Source organism: Streptomyces sp. NBC_00400 (assembly GCF_036048035.1).
Taxonomy (GTDB): domain Bacteria; phylum Actinomycetota; class Actinomycetes; order Streptomycetales; family Streptomycetaceae; genus Streptomyces.
In genome coordinates this window covers 4,755,847-4,779,153 of record NZ_CP107940.1, presented here as the reverse complement: position 1 = coordinate 4,779,153, position 23,307 = coordinate 4,755,847, and the positions used below count along the sequence as shown (strand labels likewise).

Here is a 23,307-nt window from a genome sequence, read left to right as displayed (position 1 = left end):
ACTCACGCCCGCCGCGCCAGCCCCGTCCCCTTGGCCGCGTCCAGCGCGTACACACAGCGGTCCTTGCTGCAGGCGTACACCACACCGCCGACCGCCACCGGCGAGCCGGTGATCTCGCCGCCGGTCGCCAGCTTCCAGCGCAGCTGGCCGCCCATCGCGTCGAGCGTGTAGAGGCAGTGGTCGGCCGAGCCGAAGTGGACCCGGCCCTCCGCGACGACCGGTGCGCCGACGACCTCCGCGCCGGCCTGGAACCGCCAGCGCGGGGTGCCGGTCACCGCGTCCAGTGTGTAGAGCGCCTTACCGCTGCCCAGGTGGACCGCGCCATGGGCGACCAGCACCGGTTCGGTGGACTGCCGCGCCTCGGTGGCGATCCGCCAGCGGTCGCGGCCGTCCGCCGGGTCCAGCGCGTAGACCGTGCCGAGGTAGTCCGCCAGGTAGACCCCGCCGCCGGTGACGGCCGGGCCGGGGGCGAAGGCGGGCGGGCTCAGGAACACCGCGGGCGCCTCGAAGTGCCAGCGCACATCGCCGCGGGCGATGTCGATCGCCAGCACCCGGGTGCCGGCCACGACGTAGACCACGCCGTCCGACGCGGGCAGCAGCCGTACCGGCACCCCGCCGCAGGACGCGGCGTCGCCCACCGGGTACGACCAGCGCTCGGCGCCGGTCCGCGCCTCCAGCGCCTTCAGCCGTGCGTCGGCCCAGACGAAGACCGTGCCGTCGTGCACCACGGGTGCGGCCTCGGCGGTCTCGAAGTCGGTCTGGACGCCACCGATCTCCCACAGCCGTTCGCCGGTGGCCGCCTCCCAGGCCTGGACTCCGCCGCCCCGGGTGCTGGTGACCACGGTCCCGCGGTCGACCTGGAGGGCGTAGACCCAGCCCTCGGTGTGCAGCCGCCAGCGCTCGGCGCCGTCGTCGGCGTTCAGCGCGTACAGGCTCGGGCCGTCCGAGGCATGGATCCGGCCGTCCGCGACCGCCATCGCCCAGGCGACGTCACGGGTCTTGAACTTGCGGCGCCCGCTGGCCACATCGAGCGCATGCACCTCGAAGGACGTGACGTACAGCAGGTCGTCGGCGACGGCGGGGGTGCCCCACACATCGTTCGACATCCGGAACCGCCAGGGGCGCCAGCGGCCGGGCTCGGCGGGCGGCGCCTCGGGCGGCGGGGGCGGCGCGGCCTCGCCACGGGCCGGGCTCTCCACGGCCATGGCACCGCCGGCCGGGCCCTGCGCCGGCACACCGGTCACGGGCCCGGTACCGGGCGGCCGTACCCAGTTCGTCGCGGCGCCGGCCTGCCCACGCGGCTGCGGGCCCGGGGCGTCGGCGCGCGGCCCCGGCCCTATCGGAGCGGGCGAGCCACCCAGGTGTACGGGACCGGCCGCACCGTCCCCGGAGACGGCCGGCGGCGGGGCGGACAGGGCGGCGGCGGGGGACGGCGAAGCGGCGGACGACGGCGGGGCCGCGGAGACCGGGGTCACCCGGGCCGTCGAGACGTCCGGGCCGAGCGCCGCGGGCTGCGGCATCGGGCCGGGGTTGCCACCGCGCGGGTCGGTGCCCCGGTGCGCACCGGGGCCCGCGCCGATATGGCCGGGCCAGCCGGACTCCGCGCCGACCGGTGCGCTCTCCGGCCGCGGCGGTACCTGGGCCGGCTGCGCTGCGGGCACCGGAGGCGCCGCGGGCGGGGACGACGGTACGGGCGGCGCCGCACGGCCGGTGCTGCGCCCGGAGCCGGCCCGCTGACCGCCGTTCGCCACGGTGGAGCGGCCGCCGCGGCGGCCTTCGATGAGCGCCACCGCTCCGGGCGGCAGCCAGGCCGAGGCGGTGCCGCTGTCATCGCTGCCGGAGCCGAAGAGATGCGGTGCGAGCTGGGACTGCAGATCGGCGGGGGACGGCCGCTGGCCGGCCTCCATCTGCATACAGGACTCCATCAGCGGACGCAGTTCGTCCGGCAGCCCGGCCAGGTCGGGCCCCTCACGCAGCAGCATGAAGACGGTCTCGACGGGGTTGGCCCCATGGAACGGCGCATGCCCGGTGGCGGCGAAGACCAGCGTCGAGCCGAGAGAGAAGACATCGCTCGCGCCCGTCACGCTGCGCGAGTCACGGGCCTGCTCGGGCGACATATAGGCGGGTGTGCCCACGGCGACGTTGGTCATCGTCAGCCGGGTGTTGGACACCCCGGAGGCGATCCCGAAGTCGATCACCCGGGGGCCGTCCTCGACGACCAGCACATTCGACGGTTTCAGGTCACGGTGCACCAGGCCCGCGCCGTGGATGGACTGCAGCGCCTCGGCGATCCCGGCCGCCAGCCACCGCACCGCCTGGGCCGGGAGCGGCCCGCACTCATTGACTATTTCCTCGAGGGAGGGCGCGGGGACATAGGCCGTCGCGAGCCAGGGCACCGCCGCGCGCGGATCGGCGTCCACCACCGCGGCCGTGTAGAAACCGCTGACCACGCGGGCCGCCTCGACCTCGCGTGTGAAGCGGACCCGGAACAGCTGGTCCTCGGCGAGCTCGGTACGCACCGTCTTGATCGCCACGCGCCGGCCGGACGCCGAGCGCGCCAGATAGACCAGTCCCATGCCGCCGGCCCCGAGACGGCCGAGCACCTCGAACGGGCCGATCCGCCGGGGATCGTGCTGCGTCAGCTGCTTCAGCTGCTCCACCACTTGCCTGCCACCTCCCCGTGGGGCGTAAAAAGAGACTCTCCAAAGCCACGAGCCGCCGAGAGCCACTGCCCCGTGCAGCGTCTCCCCGCCTGCGGCGAGGACTGTCGAAACGGCCGTACGCGTGCTGATTGTTCCTGGCCGGGCCGACGGTTGCGAACCCGGGGCCTGTCCGCCGTGTCACGGCATGCCCTCCGCGGCCCCCACCGTGCCCGTTACCCGATGTAACCCAACCACGCCTGACGTGCTGCGATACGTCCCTTGACGAGTGGTTACCGAGCGGGTTACCGGCAAGTTACCGATCCACCGTGCGCGACACCGCCCGAAGTACGGACGTTCACCACTCCGTTTGACGCGACCACCGGAGAAGCGGTTCGCCCTCCCGGACGCCCGGTGGCCGCGGCGGCCGTAACCATGCGGCCCCTCTGACTGCGCACACCCGTCCCCGACCAGTCACGCCGCCCCCACCGGTCACACCATCCCCCGTCCCGGTCATGCCCGCCCCCGTCGTCGTTCCCGGCTCCACGGCTCAATTCTGCGCGTTCGAAGGTCATTTCGGTGTCATGACACCTGGCGTGGCGCCGTATCAGGCATCCGGGCAGGCCGGAGAGCCGGCCGCCGTGGCGGCCAGATGTCCAAGCTAGCGCCGTTTTGTGCGATTCACCCGCCGGGAATTCGCACACGCGACCGATTTCGCCGGAGCCCGCGGACGCGGGAGCGGCAGAGCCAATGTTCAACTGACGGCCATCGCGGGACACTTGCCGCACGGACGGTGACCACTTATCCACCAAAGTTGTCCACAGCCTGTTGATAACACTCTTCACCGGTTCGGACCAAGCGGGGCGGCACGGGACACGGCCACGGGCGGGCCCGCCACCAGCACACTCACGGGGGCTACGCACCCCGAACTCCCCCATCCCCATTTGCAGGCAGCCAAATCGCGCTCCGATCACCCCTCGGTAAGCTGACGGCATGACAGGACAAGTTCGAACCGTCGACGGCAGAGTTGCCGGCCGCCGCGGACAGGCGACGCGGCAAAAGCTTCTGGACTGCCTCAGTGAAATGCTCAGTTCGTCCCCCTACCGGGACGTCAAGGTCATCGATGTAGCCCGAAAAGCGGGGACTTCACCCGCAACGTTCTACCAGTACTTCCCGGACGTCGAGGGTGCCGTCCTGGAAATCGCCGAGGAGATGGCCAAAGAAGGCGCCACTCTGACCGATCTTGTCGCCGGACGCTCCTGGGTGGGCAAGTCCGCATGGCAGGCGGCGGAGGATCTGGTCGAGGGCTTCCTCTCCTTCTGGCGGAAGCACGACGCGATTTTGCGCGTGATCGACCTGGGCGCGGCCGAAGGCGACAAGCGGTTCTACAAGATCCGCATGAAGATCCTCAATGCCGTCACCAACTCCCTTACGGATTCGATCAAGGAACTGCAGAGCAAGGGCAAGGTCGACAAGGACGTGAGTGCGCCCGCGATGGCCGGCTCACTTGTCGCGATGCTGGCGGCGGTCGCCGGGCACCAGAAGGGTTTCCAGAGCTGGGGCGTGAAGCAGGCCGAGCTCAAGCCCAATCTGGCGCTGCTGGTGCACCTCGGCGTCACCGGCAAGAAGCCGGCCAAATAGCGAAGAGCGCATAGCGAAGCCACCGAGAAGGCACCGAGGAAGAGGAAGCGGCCACAGAAGCTGCTGTCGCGACTGCCGCGCCTCGAAGTCCCGGAGATATCGGGTGGTTCGCCGTCTGTCCTGTATCCGTCCTGCCATAGCTGTACCGCACACACAGCGGGCGTCGCGCGGCCCCTCAGGGGTCCGCCGCGACGCCCGCTGTGTGCATGGGGAAACGGAGGGGCGAGGTGAAGCAGGCGGGCGAGGCGAAGAGGCCCGGGCACGGCGAAGCGGTCGACCGAGGCTCAGCGGATGGGCAAGGGCCCGACGGATGGGCAAGGGCCCGACGGATGGGCAAGGGCCCGACGGATGGGCAAATAGGCAAGAGGGAAGCCCCGCTGCGCACCGGCCGGCTCACCGCCGCTCCAGCCGGAAGAGCCGGATCTCCCGCGCCACCCGCGCCTGGTACGTGGCGTACGGCGGCCAGAACGCCAGCGCCGCCCGCCAGGCCTGCGCCCGTTCCTCACCGGTGAGGAGCCGGGCCCGCACCGGGATGTCCCGGCCGCGCCAACTCACCTCGGCCTCCGGGTTCTTCAGCAGATTGCCGGTCCAGGCCGGATGCCCCGGCCGCCCGAAATTGCTGCCGATCAGCAGCCAGCCGCCCTCCTCCGGCAGGCACGCCAGCGGAGTACGCCGCGGCAGCCCGCTCCTGGCCCCGGTCGCGGTCAACACCACACCGGGCAGCATCCGGGCGCTGAGCAGCACCTTTCCGCGGGTCAGCCGGTGCACCGCACGGTCCAGAGCGGGGATGACGTGCGGCGCGATCCGGGCGAACGTGCGGGTCGCGGAGACTTTCTGGAGCCATCGCTCGCCCCGCGGCATCAGGCCTCCACCGCCTCTGTCGTACCAGCTCCCGCCGGCACATCTCCGGCACCCCGGCGCACGGGTGTCCCCCCGTTTCCACCCGTCCCACGGCTACCGCTGAGCTGCCCTCCGCTCCCCCCGGCCCCGCGGTCACCGCTGCCCCCTCCGCTTGCGCCGGCCTCCCCCACCCCGCCCGTGAACAGCCCCGCCTCCTCGGCGGCCCGTGCCCGGAGCCGGTGTACGGGCCCCAGCAGCAGTTCATCGCCGGCCGCACGCTTGAAGTACAGATGCGCCTCGTGCTCCCAGGTGAAGCCGATGCCGCCGTGCAGTTGCACGGCCTCGGCCGCCACCGCACGCAACGCCTCCAGCGCCTGCGCCAACGCCAGCGCCCCCACACCGGGCTCGGCCGCACCGGGCCGGACCACACCCGGCCGATCCCCACCCGGCCGGGCCATACCGGACGCTGCCGCACCGGGCTCGGCTGCACCGGGCTCGGCCACTCCGTACGGCCCCGGGGCGCCCCGGCCCCCGGCCCGTCCGCCGCCCGCCGCCCAGGCCGCGTAGTACGCCGCCGAGCGCGCCGCCTGCAGCGTCACATACAGATCGGCGAGCCGGTGCTGCACCGCTTGGAAGGAGCCGATGGGCCGGCCGAACTGCTCGCGCTCCCGGACGTAGGCGACGGTACGGGCCAGCGCCACGTCGGCCGCCCCGACCGCCTCGGCGGCCAGCACCGCGGCCGCCGTCACCCCGGTCGCGGCGAGCGCGGCGGCCACCGCCGTCCCGTCGCCGCCCTCCTCCCCGTACGGGTAGCCCTCCCCGTCCACGTCCCCGAGCAACTCGGCCGGCACATCACGCAGTTCGAGGCGTGCCAGCGGACGGGTCTCGTCCAGCGCGGTCTGCCGGATCCGCAGCAGACCGGTCGTACCGGGCGCGCCTGCCCCCTCGGCGGGCGCGGGCCGGCTGTGCGGCCGGGCCGCCGGGCCGAGTGCCGCCGCCCGCACGAGAAAGAGCAGGGTACGGCTGCGCGCGAACCCACCGGCGTGTGCGGCCACCACCAGCACTTCCGCGCTGTGGCCGTTCAGCACCTGCCCGGCCTCCCCGTACAGCCGCCACGTCCCGTCCTGCCTCCGCGCCTGGACCCCGCCGGCCCGGCCGCCGCCCGCCCAGTCGCCGTCATTCGGCCCGGCCAGCCCCAGTGCGGTGGCCAGCTGCCCGGCCGGTACGGCGAGCGTTCCGGTCAGCTCCCCGGTGGCGAGGCCCGGCAGCAGCGCGCTGCACTGGCGTTCGCTGCCCAGCGCGAGGATCAGTGGCGCGGCCAGCGCGGCGGTGGCGATCAGCGGCGAGGGAAGAACGGCGCGACCGGTCTCCTCGCAGGCCAGGGCGAGTTCGGTGGGCCCGCAGTCCACCCCGCCGTAGGCAGCGGGCAGCGCCAGACCGGGCAGGCCGAGCTCGGCGGCGAGCCGGTGCCACACCTGTGCGTCATAGCCGGGCGGGGTGCGCACCGCCGCCTTGACCTGGTCCGGACCACAGTGTTTGAGCAGCAGTTCGCGCAGGGTGCGGCGGATTTCGTGCTGCTCCTCGGTGAACGCGGCATCCATCGCGGGCTCCTCCCGGCCGTGCGGCACCCCCCGTCCGGTCCGACGGGCTGGCTGGCTCACTCCCGCTATTGATCTGACGGGCCGTCATAGTAGGGACGGGGGGTGCACTTTCCTAGGGCGAGTTCGCAAGTCGTCGGGCCCCTGGTGCGCGCGCTCTTCACGGCTCACGAGGGCCAGAGCCCAGGGAGCCCATGTCGAGAGCCGGTGACGGCGCCCCCTGACGGCACTCGCCCTCGCCGTGCGGCCGAAGCCGCGGGCGAGGGCGAGGACGAGGACGAAGGCGAGGACGAGGGCGAAGGCGAGGACGAGGGCGAAGGCGAGGTATCGCCCTCCCGTCAGAGGATGAGGTGGACCGTGAAGTGCGTTTCCGTGTTGCTGACATTGACGGCGTGGATATAGCCGTGAGCCGTGCGGTAGCGGCCCGTACCCCCGGTGATCGCCAGATCGATGTTGCCGGGACCGGCGGTGGTGACGTTGAACCGTCCTTGCACGGTGAGCTGCCCCTGGGGGAGCGACAGATCGGCCGCGCACTGCAGGTCGAACTGATCAACGGGATCGAATCGGGTCAGCGTGCAGATCTCGCTGTAGGTGCCGACCGCGCTGCTGCCACGGAGGAGATCGCCGCTGACGACGAATTCGTCCCCCAGGCTCGGCCCGCCCGACCCGTCCACATCGACGAGGCCGCCCTGAGTCTGCTTCGCGACCAGCTGGAAGACCTCCTCTCCCGGGGGATTGGGCCCGGGGCCACTGCCGGTGGATGCCGATGCCGAAGGTGCACAGAAAAGGAGGGCGGCAAATCCGGTGACCGCACTCAGGGCGACATGCTTGAAGTGACGCACGGTTTTCTCCTGTGAGACTGGAAGGGGAATTCACTGACCATTTGCCATGAGTTGAAATAACTTCTTCCGGTCCGATATCACGCGGACGGCTGGAGGGCGCGACGGCGCCCCACCCCCAGGAAATTCCGCCGACCCGGACGGCCCGCCCGGCCCGCCGACCCGTCCGCGCGGCCCGCCAACCGGCCGGTCAGGAGGAAGGTGCGCGCCGGGAGATCGGCATTCCGGCACCGCAGGCCCGCACAGGCGTCAGCCCTCGCTGCGCAAAGGCGAGGCCGAAGACAAAGGCGGCAACGAAGGAGGGGGCGAAGATAAAGGCGAACATGACACTCCCCGAGGCGTGCAGGATTCTCTTATCCCGCATACGGAAATGTCTGCTCCACCGCATGGGCAACAGCGAGCAGTCAGCCGGCCACAATCGGACCGGTGAAATCCACACAGCGAATGGAGAATACCCGCCCCGGGAAAGCCTGGATAGACCGAGCGATTATCTCCGATTCTCCGATAATCACTCCACGCCACCTTCCCGGGGCAGCTTGCTGCCGGCCCCTGACGATCCCTGGCGGCCCCCGCCGACCCCGCCGGATGGACCCGCAGGCCGCCCCGACCGGGACGTCCGGCGCCTCACCCTCGCCCTCGCCTCCGCCTCACCCTTGCCCTTCGCCGCACCCTGCCCGCCCTCCCAAACCTGATGTACCGTCAGATTCATGACTCCAGGGACCCGTTACCGTTACGGAAAACGCAAGGTCGCCGTCGCCGGAGTGGCCCTGTCCGACTGCGGGCGCGTGGACGAGGCCACCCCGTACGCCCTGCACGCCCAGGCCGCCCGCCGGGCACTCGCCGACAGCGGCCTGGACCGTTCGCTGATCGACGGCTTCGCCTCGGCCGGTCTGGGCACCCTCGCCCCCGTCGAAGTCGCCGAATACCTCGGACTGCGCCCCACCTGGGTCGACTCGACCTCGGTGGGCGGATCCACCTGGGAAGTGCTGGCCGCACATGCCGCCGACGCGATCGCCGCCGGCCACGCGGGCGCCGTACTCCTCGTCTACGGTTCCACCGCCCGCGCCGACATCAGGGCCGGGCGCCGTACCGCGAACCTCTCCTTCGGGTCCCGCGGCCCGCTCCAGTTCGAGGTCCCCTACGGGCACACCCTGATCGCCAAATACGCCATGGCGGCACGCCGCCATATGCACCAATACGGCACCACCCTGGAGCAGTTGGCCCAGATAGCCGTCCAGGCGCGCGCCAATGCGGCGGCCAACCCGGACGCCATGTACCGCGACCCGATCACCGTCGACGAGGTCCTTTCCGGCCCGGTGATCGCCGACCCGTTCACCAAACTGCACTGCTGTATCCGCTCCGATGGCGGCTGCGCGGTTCTGCTCGTCGCCGAGGACTACGTCCAGGACCTCGCCAAGCCCCCGGTATGGGTGCTCGGTTCCGGCACCTCGGTCTCGCACACCACCATGTCGGAGTGGGACGACTTCACCGTCTCGCCCGCGGCGGTCTCCGGCCGGCTGGCCTTCGAACGCGCCGGTGTCCGCCCCTCCGAGATCGACCTCGCCGAGCTCTACGACGCCTTCACCTATATGACCCTGGTGACGCTGGAGGACCTGGGCTTCTGCGCCAAGGGCGAGGGCGGCGCCTTCGTCGGGAAGGGGCGGCTGCTGCGGGACGGGGAATTGCCGGTCAATACCGACGGGGGTGGGCTGGCCGCCTGCCATCCCGGCATGCGCGGCCTGTTCCTGCTGGTCGAGGCGGTACGCCAGCTCCGCGGCGAGGCCGGCCCGGACCGCCAGGTACGCAAACCCGGCGGCGCCTTGCCCCAGCTTGCGGTCGCCTCGGGCACGGGCGGCTGGTTCTGTTCGTCGGGAACGGTGGTGCTGGGGCGGGGCTAGGGCAAGGGCGGTGAGTTCCCTCGCCGAGGACATTCAGCGTGGAGCCAACGCGATCACGCTCAAGAACCATCCGGCACTATCCGCTACGGTCGGTGCCGCCGGTCCCGCTCCGGCCGCCGCACGGCCCGCGTACGCTGCCTGACATGACTGATCAGCCCGGGTACCGGCACACGCCGGATGCCGTTCCCGCCGGCGCCACCGCGCACCACTCCGACGCCGCGGACGCCGGGGGCACTGGAGAGGCCGCGGAGGCCCGTGCGTTCCGGGAACTGCTGCGCGGGCTGCGGGTCTGGGACGTCGAACTGCCGGCGTTCGACGTGACCGCAGCACCGGACGACCCGCTGCCGCTGTTCCGGCAGTGGTTGCGGGAGGCCGCCGAGGCCGGTGTCCCCGAGCCCCACACCATGACGCTCGCCACGGCGGACGCGGCCGGTGCCCCCTCCGTACGGACCCTGATGCTGCACGACGCCGATGAGCGCGGCTGGCACTTCGCCTCACATCGCGGCAGCCGCAAGGGCCGCGAACTGGCCGTACGGCCGCGGGCGGCGCTCGGTTTCTACTGGGCGGCGGTCGGCCGTCAGGTGCGGGTGCGGGGGTCGGTGACCGCGGCGGGTCCCGAGGAGAGCGCGGCCGATCTGCACCGTCGTTCCGCGGGTGCGCTGGCCGCGGCGCTGGTCGGCCGGCAGAGCGAGGTGCTCGGCTCGACGGCGGAGCTGGCGCGCGCCTCGGAGGCCGCGTGGGAGCACGCCCGTCGCGAGCCGGAGGCGCCGGTGCCGAGCTGGACGCTGTATGTGCTGCGCGCCGAGGAGGTCGAGTTCTTTCAGGGCGATGCCCAGCGCCGTCATGTACGTCTCCACTACCGCTACGAGGCCGACGGCTGGCGGAAGGAACTGCTCTGGCCATGAGCCACGCAGCGAGCCGGCCGGCTCTCCCTCACAGCTGCCGATACATGATGTGCAGCCCCACATAGCCCTTGGCGGGGTGCAGGAATCCCTCGGGGAGGGTCGTCATGATCCGGAAGCCCAGGGATTCCCAGAGGGCGACGGCGCCGGTGTTGGTCTCCACGACGGCGTTGAACTGCATCGCGCGATAGCCCTCGGCGCGGGCCCAGGCCAGTACGTGCTCCCCCAGAGCCCGGCCGACGCCGCGTCCGCCGCACTGCGGATCGACCATGAAGCTCGCACCGGCGATATGCGCGGCGCCGCCCATGTGGTTGGGGTTCATCTTGGCCGTACCGAGCACCGTGCCGGACTCGTCGACGGCGACGACCGTGCGGCCGGGCGCTGTCAGCATCCACATCTCGCGGGCCGCCGCCTCATCGAGGTCCCGCGGGTAGGTATAGGTCTCCCCGGCCGCCACGATGGCGTGGAGGAAGGGCCAGATGGCGGGCCAGTCACCCGCGGTCGCCTCACGAATCAACACGGCCACAGCATCCCGCGGACCCGGCGGGCCCGCCACCGGAATTCGCCGCGGCCCTGAACGGCGGCACGGGGACGCGCGGGCCCAGGGACCGCGTCCGGGGGCTCAGGGACGGCGACGCGCGAACCCAGAGGCCAGGGGCGGGGACTCAGGCGAGGGGCGGGGACTCAGGGGCGCGCCGGCATCACGCGGGCCGGAAGACAGGGATGGCAATCCCCCCGCCCACACCCTCACCCTCACCTTCGCCCCCGCCATCCCCCTGCCCCTGCCCCTGCCCCTCACGACGGAAGTGCACCGCAAGCGGCATCCCGATCCGCAGTTCCGACTCCGGACAGTCGGTGATCTCGGTCATCATCCGGGGGCCTTCGACGAGATCGACCACGGCCGCGACGTACGGAACCCGCTCGCCGAACGGCGGGAGATCGTTACGGTGCACGACGGACCAGGTATAGAGAGCGGCGCGTCCGGCGGCCGGTACCCAGCCGACATCCTCGCTCCAGCAGTACGGGCAGAACTCACGCGGGTAGTGATGCGCCGCCCCGCACCCCTCCGCCCGGCAGCGACGCAGCAGCAGCCGCCCTTCGGCCGCCGCGTCCCAGTACGGCCTGGTGAAGGCATCCACCTCCGGCAGATCGAAACGCGCCGCGCTCTGCACCACACTCCGCGCACCACGCGGCACGGCACCCTGCGTCCCTCTCGTCCCAGCAGTCCCGGCCATTACGCGAGCACCCCCACCCGTTCCACTCCCACCACATCTGACGATACGTCAGTTCAGCCGATACAGAACTCGGTGCGCAAGGGGACCGGCACAATCCACCAGACGACGGCGGCCACGGCTTCCCGGGCGTACCCCTGTCCCCAGTGTTCGGGCAGGAGCCCATAGGACACCTCCCGCCGGTCGTCGAACCGGGACGCCGGATCGATCACCACAGAGCCGACGACGGTCGCGCCCTCCCGCGTGGTCACCGTGAACAGGTTCGGCCGATGCGCGAAATGCTGCCGGTAGAAGCGAAGCTCCTGCTCGGCTAACGGCCCGCCGAGGAAGCGCCGGACCTCGGGATCCGTCCAGAGCCGCGTGAACTCCTGCACGTCGGTGGGCTCAGCGGGACGCAGCAGGAGCCTGGACGTGCTGATGCCGGCGGGCCAGGGGTTCGTGTCAGACGTCGAAGACATGGCCCGAGCATCGCAGCGCAGGTCGCCAAACTGTGGCAATCTCACGAATATGACGTAAGGGGCATTCGTGCAGTATCTGGTGACCCCGTGCACGATCTGCTCGGACAGCCGGATGCCAAGGTGGTCGAAGGCCTTCCGGCGGGTCCGGAACACCTCACCCTGCACACAACCGGTCCCATGCCGACCGGCTCTCCTCGTCCGCGGCGCGGTAGATCACCAACCGGTGGTCCGGGTCTTGAAGTGGCGTGAGCACTTCGAAGTGCACTGCGAGCACACCGACGTCAGGATGCCGTATCACCTTGCGCCCGCGGCCGTTGACCTTGATGTCCCGCTCGGCCCACAGTCGCGCGAAGTTCTCGTCACGGGTGGCGCATTCGGCAATGAGGCCGGTCAATGCCTGGTCCTCCGGATGCGCGGCCCACGCAGCGCGCAGGTGGGCGATCCCCTCCCGCACCACGCGTTCGCGGTCGACATAGAACTCACGCATCTCCGGATGCATCAGACACAGCCACATCGCGTTGCGCTGCGGCGGTGGCAGGGTGTCGAAATCCAGTAGCAGCCTCGACATTTCGTCGTTCCAGGCCAGGATGTCGTAGCGGTGGTTCATCAGCATGGCCGGCAGCGGCGACAGGTCAGCGACCAGCCGGGCCAACGGCGGTGCTGCAGTGGTGGCGGGCTTGTCGGCATTGCGGGGGCGCTGCTGGGCCAGGTTGAAGAGGTAGGCGCGTTCGTCGGGGGCCAGGCGCAGCGCCCGGGCCAGCGCCTCCACCACGTTCACCGAGGGCCGCAGCCCGCGGCCCTGTTCCAGCCGCACGATGTAGTCGGTGCTGACGCCGGCCAGTTCGGCGACCTCCTCACGGCGCAAGCCCGGGGTCCGGCGGGCCTGCCGACGCGACGGCAGGCCGAAATCGTGCGGGTCCAGGCGTTCGCGCCGGGTCCGCAGGAACGCGGCCAGCTCCTGTGTCGTGTCCACGGTGCGGGTCGTCATGTCCGATCCAACAACCAGGGTAGGACTGGCGTTCCCAGGAACTTCTTTCCCTTATCCCCGGCTCGCGGCGGTCACAGACTTGTTCTCGACAACGGATCACGAGCACAAGCACAGGAGGACACGATGTCGCTCACCCTCGACACCTACCGGCTGCTGGGCCGCTCCGGGCTGCGGGTCTCACCGCTGGCGCTGGGCACGGCGACCTTCGGCACCGAGTGGGGCTGGGGCGCCGAGCAGGACGAGGCACGCAAGCTGTTCGACCTCTACGTCGAGCGCGGCGGCAACTTCATCGACACCGCCAGCACCTACACCCAGGGCAGCTCCGAGCGTCTGCTGGGCGAATTCGCCCGTGACAACCGCGAAAGCCTGGTGCTGGCAACGAAATACACGACGCTGCGGCGGCCCGGCGATCCGAATTCCGGGGGCCCGCACCGCAAGAGTCTGTTCGCGTCGGTGGAAGCCAGTCTGCGACAGCTGCATACGGACTACATCGATCTGCTCTACCTGCACGTGTGGGATTTCACGACACCGGTCGAGGAGATCCTGCGCGGCATGGACGATCTGGTCCGGCAGGGCAAGGTCTTGTACGTGGCGATCTCCAACGCCCCGGCCTGGCAGGTGTCGCGCATGCAGGCCATCGCCGACCTGCGCGGCTGGTCGCCGCTGGTCGCGCTGCAGATCGAATACAACCTGACCGAGCGTACGGGGGAACGTGACCTGATCCCCATGGCACGCGAGATGGGTTTGGGCGTGGTGCCGTACTCGCCGCTGGCCGGCGGGGTGCTCACCGGCAAGTACAGCCGCGACGACCTGACCGCGACGAGCGCCGCGGTCAACGACGGCACCCGTAGGAATGTCAACATCGCCAACGGCGCGCTCACCGAACGCAACGTGGACATCGCTGATGTCGTGAAGGAGGTCGCCACGGAGCTGGGCCGCACCACCGCCCAGGTCGCGCTGGCCTGGACCCTGCGGAATGCGGGTGTGACGGCATCGCTCATCGGCGCCCGCACTCTCGCACAGCTGGAGGACAATCTGGGCGCCCTGGAGGTCGGCTTCACGGCCTCCCAGCTGGCCCGCCTCGACGAGGCCGGAGCGATCGAGCTCGGCTTTCCGCACAGCATGCTCGCCGGCGACAGGATGCGCGGGGTGACCCACGGCGACCTGAAGGTCGAAACCCGCCGCTGAGGCCCCACACGAGCCCCGCACGAGCCCCGCACGAGCCCCGCACCCGCAAGCTTTACCGTGCACACCCATTCCTGACGTGGCGTCAGTTCAGTAATCTGACTATGCGTCAGTTATGAGAACGAGAGGCCTCACACAGGAGCGGGCGTCTGCGATGCTTGGATCGACTCACGGCACCCTCACCACTCACTCCCGGCCGGCCCGCGTCATGGCCTGTGGGGAGCAACCACCACATACCGTCCACGGCATCAGTGAACCGCACCCCGGCGACGGCGGACAGGGCGCCGGGGTGATCGACCGCGATGTCAGCGGGCGCCCGCTGCACGCCCCGGCTCTCGACCTGGACCGGTTCTTCCGGCCCGAGTCCGTGGCCGTGATCGGCGCCTCGGACAGCGAGGGCCGCCCCAACACGGGGATCACCCGCCAGCTGATCGCCTGGGCGGAGCGCGTCGGCGCCCGGCTCCACCTCGTCAATCCGGGACGCGTCCAGGTCTTCGGGCGGCCTTGCCACGCGGCCGTCGCCGAGCTGCCGGAGACCGTCGACCTCGCCGTACTCCTCGTCGGCGACCCCCTTCCGGTCATCGAACAACTCGGAGCGGCCAAGGTGAAGTTCGCCGTGGCCTTCGCCTCCGGATTCGCCGAGACCGGCGAACGCGGCGCGGCCGCCCAGGCCCGGCTGGCCGAGGTCGTCGAGCGCTCCGGTCTGCGGCTGCTCGGGCCGAACACCAACCTCAACGCCTTCGAGCGGTTCCGCGAGGACCTGGACGGTCCGGCCATCGCCCTGATCACGCAGTCAGGCCACCAGGGCCGCCCCGTCTTCAGCCTTCAGGAACTGGGCATCCGCCTCTCGCACTGGGCCCCCACCGGCAACGAGGCCGATCTGGAGACCGCCGACTTCCTCTCCTACTTCGCCACCCGCCCCGAGGTGGGCGCCATCGCCGCGTACGTGGAAGGCCTCAAGGACGGCCGCAGCTTCCTGCTGGCCGCCGACCGCGCCGCCCGCCACCGGGTGCCCGTCGTCGCCGTCAAGGTCGGACGCACCGAGACCGGCGCCCGCACGGCCCTCTCGCACACCGGCAAGCTCACCGGCGCCGACAGCGTCGTGGACGCGGCGATGCGGCAGTTCGGCGTCATCCGGGTGGACGGGCTCGACGAGCTGCAGGACACCGCGGCGCTGCTGGCCCGCGCCAAGAAGCCCACCGCGGAGGGCGTAGCCGTCTATTCGATCTCCGGGGGCACCGGCGCCCACTTCTCCGACCTGGCGACGGCCGCGGGGTTGTCGCTGCCCACCCTCGGTGAGGCAAAGCAGGCCGAGCTGCACCAGTGGATACCGGACTACCTGAGCGTCGCCAATCCGGTCGACAACGGCGGGCACCCGGTCGGCGACTGGCGCGGCCGCAAGATCATCGACGCGATCCTGGCCGACCCGTCCATCGGCGTGCTGATCTGCCCGATCACCGGCCCCTTCCCGCCCATGAGCGACAAGCTCGCCCGGGATCTGGTGGATGCGGCGGAGCAGACCGACAAGCTGGTGTGTGTGGTGTGGGGCTCGCCGGTCGGCACCGAGGACGCCTATCGCAGCACCCTCCTCGGCTCCTCGCGGGTGGCGACCTTCCGCACCTTCGCCAACTGCATCACCGCCGTCCGCGCCTATCTGGACCACCACCGCTTCACGGCCGGCTACCGCTCCCCCTTCGAGGACGCCCCCCGCATCCCGTCCCCGTCCGCGCGCAAGGCACAGGCCCTGATGCGCCCGGGCGAGCCGCTCAGCGAGCACGCGGCCAAGCAGCTGCTGCGCGCCTACGGCATCCGGGTCCCGCGCGAACAGCTGGTGACCAGCGCGGCGGCGGCCGTACGGTCGGCGAGCCTGGTCGGCTACCCCGTGGTGATGAAGGCTTCCGGGCCGCAGCTGGCGCACAAGACCGAACTCGGCCTGGTCAAGGTCGGACTGACCTCGGCCAGCCAGATCAGGGACGCGTACCGCGAGCTCACCGACATCGCCCGTTACGAGGACATCCCGCTGGACGGTGTACTGGTCTGCCAGATGATCGAGCGAGGCGTCGAGACGGTCGTCGGCATCACCCACGACAGCCTCTTCGGGCCGACGGTCACGGTCGGCCTCGGCGGGGTGCTCGTGGAGGTCCTGCAGGACGTTGCGGTGGGCATCCCGCCCTTCGGTGAGGACCAGGCGCGCGCGATGCTCGGCGAGCTCCGCGGCCGCGCCCTCCTGGACGGTGTACGCGGCGCACCGCCCGCGGATATCGATGCGCTGGTCGAGGTCGTGCTCAGGGTGCAGCGGATGGCGCTCGAACTCGACGGTCAGCTGGCGGAGTTGGACATCAATCCGCTGGTGGTCCTGCCACGCGGGGAGGGCGCCGTGGCCCTCGACGCGCTGGCCATCTGTCCCTGACCGCCCACGCAACCGCAACCGCGGGCGCAAGCACAGACTCAGACGCAGGCGTAACGGCCACTGCCACCGCCGCCGCACCCGCACCCGCACCCGCCACGCCGCGGCCCGCCGTCCACACCACGACCGCACCCTTGGGAGCCGTTCCCCCATGACGCCCTCACCGTCCCCCGCTTCCGTTCCCCCCGCCGCCGGGCCCGCAGACCGCGTCGAGCCCGCCGGGCCCAGCCGGCCGGCCGACGGCACCGCCCGTGTCGGTCCCCCCGACCGCGCGGCCCCCGTCGATTCCTTGATACTGCACGCCACTGACAACGGCGTCTCGTGGATCACCCTCAACCGGCCGGAGGCAATGAACGCCCTCACCCGTGAGCAGCGCGAACACCTCATCGCACGGCTCGCCGAGGCCTCCGCCGACCCGGACGTACGGGCCGTGGTCCTCACCGCGACCGGCCGGGGCTTCTGTGCGGGCGCGGATCTCCGTGGATCGCCGTCGTCGGGCGAACGGGTCGCCGGCGATGTCGCCCGGATGATCCGCGACGGCGCCCAGCGGCTCATCGCGGCGGTGCTGGACTGCGAGAAGCCGGTCATCGCCGCCGTCAACGGCACCGCGGCCGGGCTCGGCGCCCATCTCGCACTCGCCTGCGATCTGGTACTGGCTGCCGAATCGGCTTCCTTCATCGAGGTGTTCGTACGCCGCGGCCTGGTCCCGGACGGCGGCGGCGCCTACCTCCTGCCCCGGCTGATCGGCCCACAGCGTGCCAAGGAGCTGATGTTCTTCGGCGACGCCGTACCGGCCGCCGAGGCAGCCCGGCTGGGACTGGTCAACCGCGTGGTCCCGGACGGCGAGCTGGCGAAGACGGCCCGGGAGTGGGCAGAGCGGCTGGCGGCGGGCCCGACCCGGGCACTGGCCCTGACCAAAGCGCTGGTCAATGCCTCGCTCGACGCCGACCGGGCCGCGGCCTTCGCCGCCGAGGCCACTGCCCAGGAGATCAACATGACGACGGCGGACGCACAGGAGGGGGTCGCCTCCTTCGTGCAGCGACGCAACCCGGCCTACCGGGGACGGTGACCCGAGCCGGACACGCCAGGAACAAAGCACCGAGCCGGATCCGCCAGATGCAGGGACCGAAGCCCCGAGCCCGACGCGCAGGCAACCGCCCCGCCTACTTCTGCCCCGCCGGACACTCCGGCACCTCACGGGTGTTCCGTGTCCGCACCCCCGGCAGCCATCCCCGCACCCCCTGCCCGCTGGTGACCAGATACCAGCGGGTGGAGGTGACGCCGACTTCGTCGCGGACCAGCCGGCCGTCGGTCACCACGCAGTGCGCGGCCAGGTCATCGCCGTGCCAGACCCGGCCGGCGGAGTTGCCGCGCGCGGCGTACTCGGCGCGCGGGTCCCTGGCCAGCCGTAGGGCGCATTCCAGGGAGCGGCCCGTACGGCAGGCCTGTTCGCTGTTGTAGACCGTGACCTTCACCGTCGGCGGCGGGCCCGCCGGCTGCAGCGTGACGGGCCCGGGACGCACCAGCCACCACACCCCCAGCGCCACCACGGCCACCGCCGCCGCCACCACGAGCGCGACCGCGTACGGCCGTCTCCGGGGCAGGGCGACCACGGCGGGCGCCGGAGCGGTGCCGGAGTCCCTGATGCGGTCCCACAGGCCGGGCGGTGTCTCGATCTGTTCGTCCGCGAGCCGCAGCCGCGCCCGCAGCAGCGCCTCGGCGTCGTCCCCGGCGCCGCCGCCCCGGCCGCCCCCGCCGAAGTCCCGGCCGCCGCCCGCCGAGCCCGCACCGCCGTCGTACCGTGGCCCCACTCCCACCGCGCCGCTCACCTCCCCGCCTGCCCGTGCTCCGATGCCACGAGGTAGGCGCGCAGCCTGTCCAGCGCACGGGCGCGATGGCGGGCGGCGGTACCACGGTGCACCTTCATGATCTTCGCGGCCTGGTCGAGGGTGTAGCCGTCGAGGTCGACCAGGATGACGATCCCGGCCTGCCGGTGCGACAGCTTCCCCAGCAGCCGCACCGCTTCGATCTCGGCCTGCCGCCGCTCCACCCCGCCGTCCCAGCCGCCGGGGACCACACCGGATCCCGCACCGCCGCCGCCCGCCCCGCCCGCCCCGGATTCCTCGACCCCGTCCATCCCGTCGACCAGCACCTGGCGCCGGTCCTTGCGGTAGGCGTCCCGGGCGACGTTGAGTACGGCGGTGAAGGCGTAGGCGTACGGCTCCGGATGGGCGAGGAAGCGCTGTGGACGGGCGGCGAGTTTGAGATACGCCTCATGCACCACATCCTCCGCGGACTGTCTCGATCCGGCCAGCATCACCGCCCGTCGGTAGAGCCGGGGCAACAGCCCGCAGAAGACCTCGTCGAAGGTGGGTGGTGACGCGGCAGACGAAGCTGACGACGGTGTCGCATCGGCCATGTACCGGAACTCTCCCCCGTGTTCGGCTACGGACGCGGCCGAGGTGGACGCTACCCGTGCGATCGACACGCAATCAGGAATCTGCTCCCCAATCTCCCGCGAATCCCCCGAGATCGCCCCCGGTCTCCCGGCAAACCACACGTGTGGGTGGCCGGCACCCCGCACACCTTCACACCTGACGATCCATCAGATTCAATAGAGGCATGATGGGACACGCTGCAATGGCGGCCACGGCCGTGCGGTACCTGCGTTCCGTCGGCGCGCCCACCACGGCCGCCGCACCGGCCACCGCACCCGCCGGGCCACGCCCGCGCCCCGCACTGCGGGCCGTACGCGACGACGAGCGCGCCCCCTTGGACCCGGCCGCATTCCGCTCGGTCCTGGGGCACTTCGCCAGCGGCGTCACGGTCATCACGTCCCCCGGCGAGCCGGAGCCGGCCGGTTTCGCCTGCCAGTCCTTCGCCTCGCTCTCCCTCGACCCGCCGCTGGTGACGTTCATGGTGGCGCGTACGTCGACGACCTGGCCGCGGATCGCCCGTGCCGGGGCGTTCTGCGTCAACATCCTCGGCGCCGGACAGGGCGAGCTCTGCCGGGGGTTCGCGGTCAGCGGCGGCGACAAGTTCGCCGGGGTCCGCTACGGGGCCGCCCCCGCGACCGGCTCGCCTCGGCTGGCGGACGTTCCCGCCTGGATCGACTGCACGGTCCAGGCCGTGCACACCGGCGGCGACCACCTGATCGTGGTCGGCCGGGTCGAAGCCCTCGGTACGGACCCGGCCGCCGCCGAGGACGGCCCGCTGCTCTTCCACCGGGGCACCTTCGGGCAGCTCCGCGGGTGACCGCGGCCGGTGTGGCGGCGCACTGAAGCACCGGTGCGCGGCGGGTACCTGGGGTCCCACCGTCCGCCCGCAGTGAACACCGGTCCGACCGGGCCCGACGGTCACTACCGTCCGGCCTCATGACGACGATCACCACGCGTACGGTCACCTACCCGGCCGACGCCCTCACGATGACCGGGCACCTCGCGCTCCCCGCCGGTGCCGGCCGCCGGCCCGCGGTCCTGATCGGGCCCGAGGGGACGGGGCTCAGCGACGTCGAGCGCCGCCGGGCCGATGCCCTGGCCGAGCTGGGATACGTGGCGCTGGCCTTCGACCTCCACGGCGGGCGCTATCTGGGCGACCCCGAGGAGATGCTGGCCCGTTGCATGCCGCTGCTCGCCGACCCCGACCGGATGCGGGGTATCGGCCACGCGGCGCTCGACGTGTTGCGTGCCGAACCGCGGGCCGACCCCGACCGGATCGCCGCTGTCGGCTACGGCACCGGGGGTGCAATTGCGCTGGAACTCGGGCGCCACGGCGTCAACCTGCGCGCGATCGGGACGGTCAACGCACTGACCACGGGCCGGCCGGGCGAGGCGGCACGCATCCGCTGCCCGGTGTGGGCCGGGGTCGGGTCGGAAGACCCGATCATGCCGCCCGCGCAACGGGAGGCGTTCACGGCCGAGATGCAGGCCGCGGGCGTCGACTGGCGCCTCGCGGTCTACGGCGGAGCGCTGCACGCCTTTCACCACCCACCGGTCGACCACACCGTGCGTCCCGGCGTCGGCTACCACCCACAGCACGCGCAGCGAGCCTGGCGCGACATCGTCGCCCTGCTCGCCGAGTGCCTGCCCGTAACGGAGTGATCCGGCCGGCTCCGGACGCTCACGCCTGCCGCTTCATCCACGCCCCCGGGCGGAACGAGTGGCCGTGGACCAGAGCTCATCAGGACCGGGCCGGAGCCGGTCAGCACACCTCACCCGAAGGTCAGCACCGCCCGCGCCACCCGCCCGTGATGGGCGTCGTCCGCCGCTTTCGCGAAGTCCTCCACCGGATACGTCTTCGTCACCAACTCGTCGAGCAGCAGCCGCCCTTCACGGTAGAGCCGGGCGTAGAGCGCGATGTCCCGCTGCGGGCGGGCCGACCCGTAACGGCAGCCCAGGATCGACTTGTCCAGATACATCGACGACACCCGGAACGAGGCCTCCGCGGTGGCCGGCGGCACCCCGAGCAGCACCGCCTGGCCGTGCCGGTCCAGCAGGTCGACGGCCTGCCGGATCAGCCGGGTGCTGCCCACGCACTCGAAGGCATGGTCGGCGCCGGTCGGCAGGATCTCCTTCACCGCCTTGACGCCGTCCGGCGCCGCCGACGCGTCGATGAAGTGGGTCGCCCCGAACTGCCGCGCCACCGCCTCCTTCGCCGGGTTGGCGTCCACCGCCACGATCACCGACGCCCCGGCGATCCGTGCCCCCTGGAGGACATTGAGGCCGATACCGCCCGCCCCGATCACCACGACCGAGTCACCCCGGTCCACCTTCGCCCGGTTGAGCACCGCCCCGACCCCGGTCAGCACCCCGCACCCGATCAGCGCGGCCGACGTCAGCGGAATGTCCTCGGCGATCTTCACCGCCTGCACCGCCTTGACGACCGTACGTTCCGCGAACGCCGAGTTCGACGCGAAGCTGAACAGCTCGGATTCGCCCCGCCGGAACGGCTTCTGGGGCATCCCGATCGCCTGTCGGCACATCGTCGGCCGCCCCCGGTCACACTCCGCGCACGCCCCGCAGTTGGCCAGCGTCGACAGCGCGACATGATCGCCGGGCACCACATGGCCGACGCCCGCACCCACGGCCTCGACCACCCCCGCCCCCTCGTGCCCCAGCACCACCGGCACCGGGAACGGAATGGTCCCGTCGACCACCGACAGGTCGCTGTGGCACAGCCCCGCGGCCCGGATACCGACCAGCACCTCGCCCGGGCCCGGATCGCGCACCTCCAGATCGTCCACGACCCGGGGCTGTTCGCCGTCGAAGATGACGCCCCTCATATCCGCTCCACTCTGGGCAGGCCGAGCACCCGCTCGGCGATGATGTTGCGCTGGATCTCGTCCGAGCCGCCGTAGAGGGTGTCGGCCCGGGTGAACAGGAACAGCCGCTGCAGCGCGTCGAGTTCGTACGGCGCCTGCGCGGTCCAGTCGGCGGGCCCCAGCGCCGCGGCGGCCCCGCGCACCCGCATCGCCAGCTCCCCGAGCCGCTGGTGCCAGCCACCCCACAGCAGCTTCGCCACACTCGGCGCACCGGCGTCCCCGGCCGCCCCCAGGGTCCGCAGCGCGTTCCACCGCATGACCTTCAACTCGGCCCACTGCCGGACGAGCTGGTCACGCAGCACCGGGTCCCGCAGCGCACCGCAGCGCACCGCTTCCCCGACGACCTCGGCCAGCTCCGCCGCGAACCCGATCTGCTGGACGAGGGTGGACACCCCGCGCTCCCGCGCGAGCAGCCCCATGGCCACCCGCCAGCCCGCGCCCTCGCCGCCCACCACATGCCCGGCCACCGCCCCGTCGAAGAACACCTCGTTGAACTCCGCCGTTCCCGACATCTGCCGGATCGGCCGCACCTCGATGCGCCCCGGCTGATCCATCGCCACCAGCAGGAACGAGAGCCCTCGATGGCGCCGCTCGGCCGGATCCGTCCGCGCCAGCACAAAGCACCAGTCGGCCTCGCCGGCCAGCGACGTCCAGATCTTCTGCCCGCTGACGCGATAGCCGGCACCGTCCCGGACCGCCACCGTCCGCAGCCCCGCCAGATCCGACCCCGCGTCCGGCTCGCTGTAGCCCTGGCACCACAGCTCCTCCCCCCGGGCGATGGCCGGCAGAAACCGCCGCCGCTGCGCCTCGTCCCCGTACGCGAGCAGCGTCGGCGCCAACAGGTTCTCCCCGATGTGCCCCACCCGCCCCGGCGCCCTGGCCCGCGCATACTCCTCGGCCCACACCACCTGCTGGGTCAGGCTCGCCGTACGGTTCCCATACGCCCCCTCGCCCCCCTCCCACCCGAGCCCGATCCACCCACCGGCCCCCAACTCCCGCTCCCACGCCCGCCGCCCCTCGCCCCCCTCGTGCTCACTCCCCGGCCCCCCACACCCCGCCAACTCGGCGAAGGCCCCGACGAGATGCCCCGCCAGCCACTCACGAGCCTCCGCCCGGAACCCCTCGTCCCCACTCCCGAACTCAAAGTCCACAACGACCTCCTACACCGGCCCCCACCACCTTCACTTACTCACCCACGGGAGGTGACGGGCCGGAGGGGCAGGGGTGTGGGACGTAAAGCGAAGCAGTCCCACACCCCTGCCCCGCAGGCCCGTCACCGCACCCACAGCCCCGCGCAGCGGACCCGCCCGCCGCAGGCGCAACGGCGGGAAAGCCAAAGACGGGGCGGAGGCAAAGCGCA

General features: G+C 71.8%; 20 protein-coding genes. 8 read left to right on the top strand and 12 right to left on the bottom strand.

The features are described from left to right. Positions 1-2 precede the first annotated feature (2 nt). Positions 3-2,663, bottom strand: coding sequence for a serine/threonine-protein kinase (locus OHS81_RS20935; protein ID WP_328386206.1), 2,661 nt, complete (start codon positions 2,661-2,663; stop codon positions 3-5). 969 nt (positions 2,664-3,632) lie between these two features. Between OHS81_RS20935 and OHS81_RS20930 the strand changes: the two genes are divergently transcribed. After that, on the top strand, positions 3,633-4,280 hold the full coding sequence (locus OHS81_RS20930; RefSeq protein ID WP_328386205.1) for a TetR family transcriptional regulator: 648 nt from the start codon (positions 3,633-3,635) through the stop codon (positions 4,278-4,280). Between the two features lie 393 nt (positions 4,281-4,673). On the opposite strand, the gene OHS81_RS20925 is transcribed toward OHS81_RS20930, so the two are convergent. The 3 genes from OHS81_RS20925 to OHS81_RS20915 form a co-directional block, all read right to left on the bottom strand. After that, complete coding sequence (locus OHS81_RS20925) at positions 4,674-5,141, bottom strand: nitroreductase family deazaflavin-dependent oxidoreductase (RefSeq protein WP_328386204.1); 468 nt, start codon at positions 5,139-5,141, stop codon at positions 4,674-4,676. Beyond that, complete coding sequence (locus OHS81_RS20920) at positions 5,141-6,721, bottom strand: acyl-CoA dehydrogenase family protein (protein WP_328386203.1); 1,581 nt, start codon at positions 6,719-6,721, stop codon at positions 5,141-5,143. Before OHS81_RS20920 ends, OHS81_RS20925 begins: the two co-directional genes overlap by 1 nt. Before the next feature lie 335 nt (positions 6,722-7,056). After that, positions 7,057-7,560, bottom strand: coding sequence for an allene oxide cyclase barrel-like domain-containing protein (locus tag OHS81_RS20915; RefSeq protein ID WP_328386202.1), 504 nt, complete (start codon positions 7,558-7,560; stop codon positions 7,057-7,059). A gap of 704 nt (positions 7,561-8,264) precedes the next feature. Between OHS81_RS20915 and OHS81_RS20910 the strand changes: the two genes are divergently transcribed. Then, positions 8,265-9,455: a thiolase C-terminal domain-containing protein gene (locus OHS81_RS20910; RefSeq protein WP_328386201.1), complete on the top strand. Its 1,191-nt coding sequence runs from the start codon at positions 8,265-8,267 to the stop codon at positions 9,453-9,455. A gap of 143 nt (positions 9,456-9,598) precedes the next feature. Further along, a complete protein-coding gene (locus OHS81_RS20905; RefSeq protein ID WP_328386200.1) occupies positions 9,599-10,360 on the top strand; it encodes a pyridoxine/pyridoxamine 5'-phosphate oxidase in 762 nt (253 codons plus the stop codon). 28 nt (positions 10,361-10,388) lie between these two features. On the opposite strand, the gene OHS81_RS20900 is transcribed toward OHS81_RS20905, so the two are convergent. The 4 genes from OHS81_RS20900 to OHS81_RS20885 all read right to left on the bottom strand — a co-directional run bounded on the left by OHS81_RS20900 (position 10,389) and on the right by OHS81_RS20885 (position 13,035). After that, the gene (locus tag OHS81_RS20900) at positions 10,389-10,877 is read right to left on the bottom strand and encodes a GNAT family N-acetyltransferase (RefSeq protein ID WP_328386199.1); all 489 of its coding nucleotides are present in this window, start codon (positions 10,875-10,877) and stop codon (positions 10,389-10,391) included. A 181-nt stretch (positions 10,878-11,058) separates the two neighbouring features. Beyond that, positions 11,059-11,532: a Zn-ribbon domain-containing OB-fold protein gene (locus tag OHS81_RS20895; protein ID WP_328386198.1), complete on the bottom strand. Its 474-nt coding sequence runs from the start codon at positions 11,530-11,532 to the stop codon at positions 11,059-11,061. A gap of 113 nt (positions 11,533-11,645) precedes the next feature. Continuing rightward, positions 11,646-12,047 (bottom strand): GNAT family N-acetyltransferase, encoded by a 402-nt coding sequence (locus OHS81_RS20890; protein WP_328386197.1) that lies wholly within the window; start codon positions 12,045-12,047, stop codon positions 11,646-11,648. Positions 12,048-12,201: 154 nt separating this feature from the next. Next, positions 12,202-13,035: a helix-turn-helix transcriptional regulator gene (locus OHS81_RS20885; RefSeq protein WP_328386196.1), complete on the bottom strand. Its 834-nt coding sequence runs from the start codon at positions 13,033-13,035 to the stop codon at positions 12,202-12,204. A 123-nt stretch (positions 13,036-13,158) separates the two neighbouring features. Here OHS81_RS20885 and OHS81_RS20880 point away from each other — a divergent pair, with 123 nt between their 5' ends. From OHS81_RS20880 to OHS81_RS20870, 3 genes are all read left to right on the top strand, one after another. Next, positions 13,159-14,223 (top strand): aldo/keto reductase, encoded by a 1,065-nt coding sequence (locus tag OHS81_RS20880; protein ID WP_328386195.1) that lies wholly within the window; start codon positions 13,159-13,161, stop codon positions 14,221-14,223. A 151-nt stretch (positions 14,224-14,374) separates the two neighbouring features. After that, positions 14,375-16,630 carry an acetate--CoA ligase family protein gene (locus OHS81_RS20875; RefSeq protein WP_328386194.1) on the top strand — a complete coding sequence of 752 codons (2,256 nt, stop codon included), beginning with the start codon at positions 14,375-14,377 and terminating at the stop codon, positions 16,628-16,630. Between the two features lie 148 nt (positions 16,631-16,778). Further along, positions 16,779-17,696: an enoyl-CoA hydratase/isomerase family protein gene (locus OHS81_RS20870; RefSeq protein WP_328386193.1), complete on the top strand. Its 918-nt coding sequence runs from the start codon at positions 16,779-16,781 to the stop codon at positions 17,694-17,696. Positions 17,697-17,790: 94 nt separating this feature from the next. On the opposite strand, the gene OHS81_RS20865 is transcribed toward OHS81_RS20870, so the two are convergent. Further along, entirely contained in the window at positions 17,791-18,444 is a 654-nt protein-coding gene (locus OHS81_RS20865; RefSeq protein WP_328386192.1) for a hypothetical protein, read from the bottom strand. Positions 18,445-18,452: 8 nt separating this feature from the next. After that, on the bottom strand, positions 18,453-19,046 hold the full coding sequence (locus OHS81_RS20860) for an RNA polymerase sigma factor (protein WP_328386191.1): 594 nt from the start codon (positions 19,044-19,046) through the stop codon (positions 18,453-18,455). A gap of 221 nt (positions 19,047-19,267) precedes the next feature. Here OHS81_RS20860 and OHS81_RS20855 point away from each other — a divergent pair, with 221 nt between their 5' ends. Then, positions 19,268-19,882, top strand: a complete 615-nt coding sequence (locus OHS81_RS20855) for a flavin reductase family protein (protein WP_328391302.1) — start codon at positions 19,268-19,270, stop codon at positions 19,880-19,882. 119 nt (positions 19,883-20,001) lie between these two features. Then, on the top strand, positions 20,002-20,727 hold the full coding sequence (locus tag OHS81_RS20850) for a dienelactone hydrolase family protein (protein WP_328386190.1): 726 nt from the start codon (positions 20,002-20,004) through the stop codon (positions 20,725-20,727). A 110-nt stretch (positions 20,728-20,837) separates the two neighbouring features. On the opposite strand, the gene OHS81_RS20845 is transcribed toward OHS81_RS20850, so the two are convergent. Both OHS81_RS20845 and OHS81_RS20840 read right to left on the bottom strand, forming a co-directional pair. Then, on the bottom strand, positions 20,838-21,908 hold the full coding sequence (locus OHS81_RS20845; RefSeq protein WP_328386189.1) for a Zn-dependent alcohol dehydrogenase: 1,071 nt from the start codon (positions 21,906-21,908) through the stop codon (positions 20,838-20,840). Beyond that, on the bottom strand, positions 21,905-23,098 hold the full coding sequence (locus tag OHS81_RS20840) for an acyl-CoA dehydrogenase family protein (RefSeq protein WP_328386188.1): 1,194 nt from the start codon (positions 23,096-23,098) through the stop codon (positions 21,905-21,907). Before OHS81_RS20840 ends, OHS81_RS20845 begins: the two co-directional genes overlap by 4 nt. Positions 23,099-23,307: the final 209 nt, after the last annotated feature.

Bases quoted from the DNA above. Each gene is read 5' to 3' on its own strand.
- OHS81_RS20860 (WP_328386191.1), bottom strand. From the start codon at position 19,046: ATGGCCGATGCGACACCGTCGTCAGCTTCGTCTGCCGCGTCACCACCC.
- OHS81_RS20920 (WP_328386203.1), bottom strand. From the start codon at position 6,721: ATGGATGCCGCGTTCACCGAGGAGCAGCACGAAATCCGCCGCACCCTG.
- OHS81_RS20880 (WP_328386195.1), top strand. From the start codon at position 13,159: ATGTCGCTCACCCTCGACACCTACCGGCTGCTGGGCCGCTCCGGGCTG.
- OHS81_RS20875 (WP_328386194.1), top strand. From the start codon at position 14,375: ATGCTTGGATCGACTCACGGCACCCTCACCACTCACTCCCGGCCGGCC.
- OHS81_RS20870 (WP_328386193.1), top strand. From the start codon at position 16,779: ATGACGCCCTCACCGTCCCCCGCTTCCGTTCCCCCCGCCGCCGGGCCC.
- OHS81_RS20845 (WP_328386189.1), bottom strand. From the start codon at position 21,908: ATGAGGGGCGTCATCTTCGACGGCGAACAGCCCCGGGTCGTGGACGAT.
- OHS81_RS20850 (WP_328386190.1), top strand. From the start codon at position 20,002: ATGACGACGATCACCACGCGTACGGTCACCTACCCGGCCGACGCCCTC.
- OHS81_RS20885 (WP_328386196.1), bottom strand. From the start codon at position 13,035: ATGACGACCCGCACCGTGGACACGACACAGGAGCTGGCCGCGTTCCTG.
- OHS81_RS20925 (WP_328386204.1), bottom strand. From the start codon at position 5,141: ATGCCGCGGGGCGAGCGATGGCTCCAGAAAGTCTCCGCGACCCGCACG.
- OHS81_RS20905 (WP_328386200.1), top strand. From the start codon at position 9,599: ATGACTGATCAGCCCGGGTACCGGCACACGCCGGATGCCGTTCCCGCC.
- OHS81_RS20855 (WP_328391302.1), top strand. From the start codon at position 19,268: ATGGCGGCCACGGCCGTGCGGTACCTGCGTTCCGTCGGCGCGCCCACC.
- OHS81_RS20930 (WP_328386205.1), top strand. From the start codon at position 3,633: ATGACAGGACAAGTTCGAACCGTCGACGGCAGAGTTGCCGGCCGCCGC.
- OHS81_RS20910 (WP_328386201.1), top strand. From the start codon at position 8,265: ATGACTCCAGGGACCCGTTACCGTTACGGAAAACGCAAGGTCGCCGTC.
- OHS81_RS20890 (WP_328386197.1), bottom strand. From the start codon at position 12,047: ATGTCTTCGACGTCTGACACGAACCCCTGGCCCGCCGGCATCAGCACG.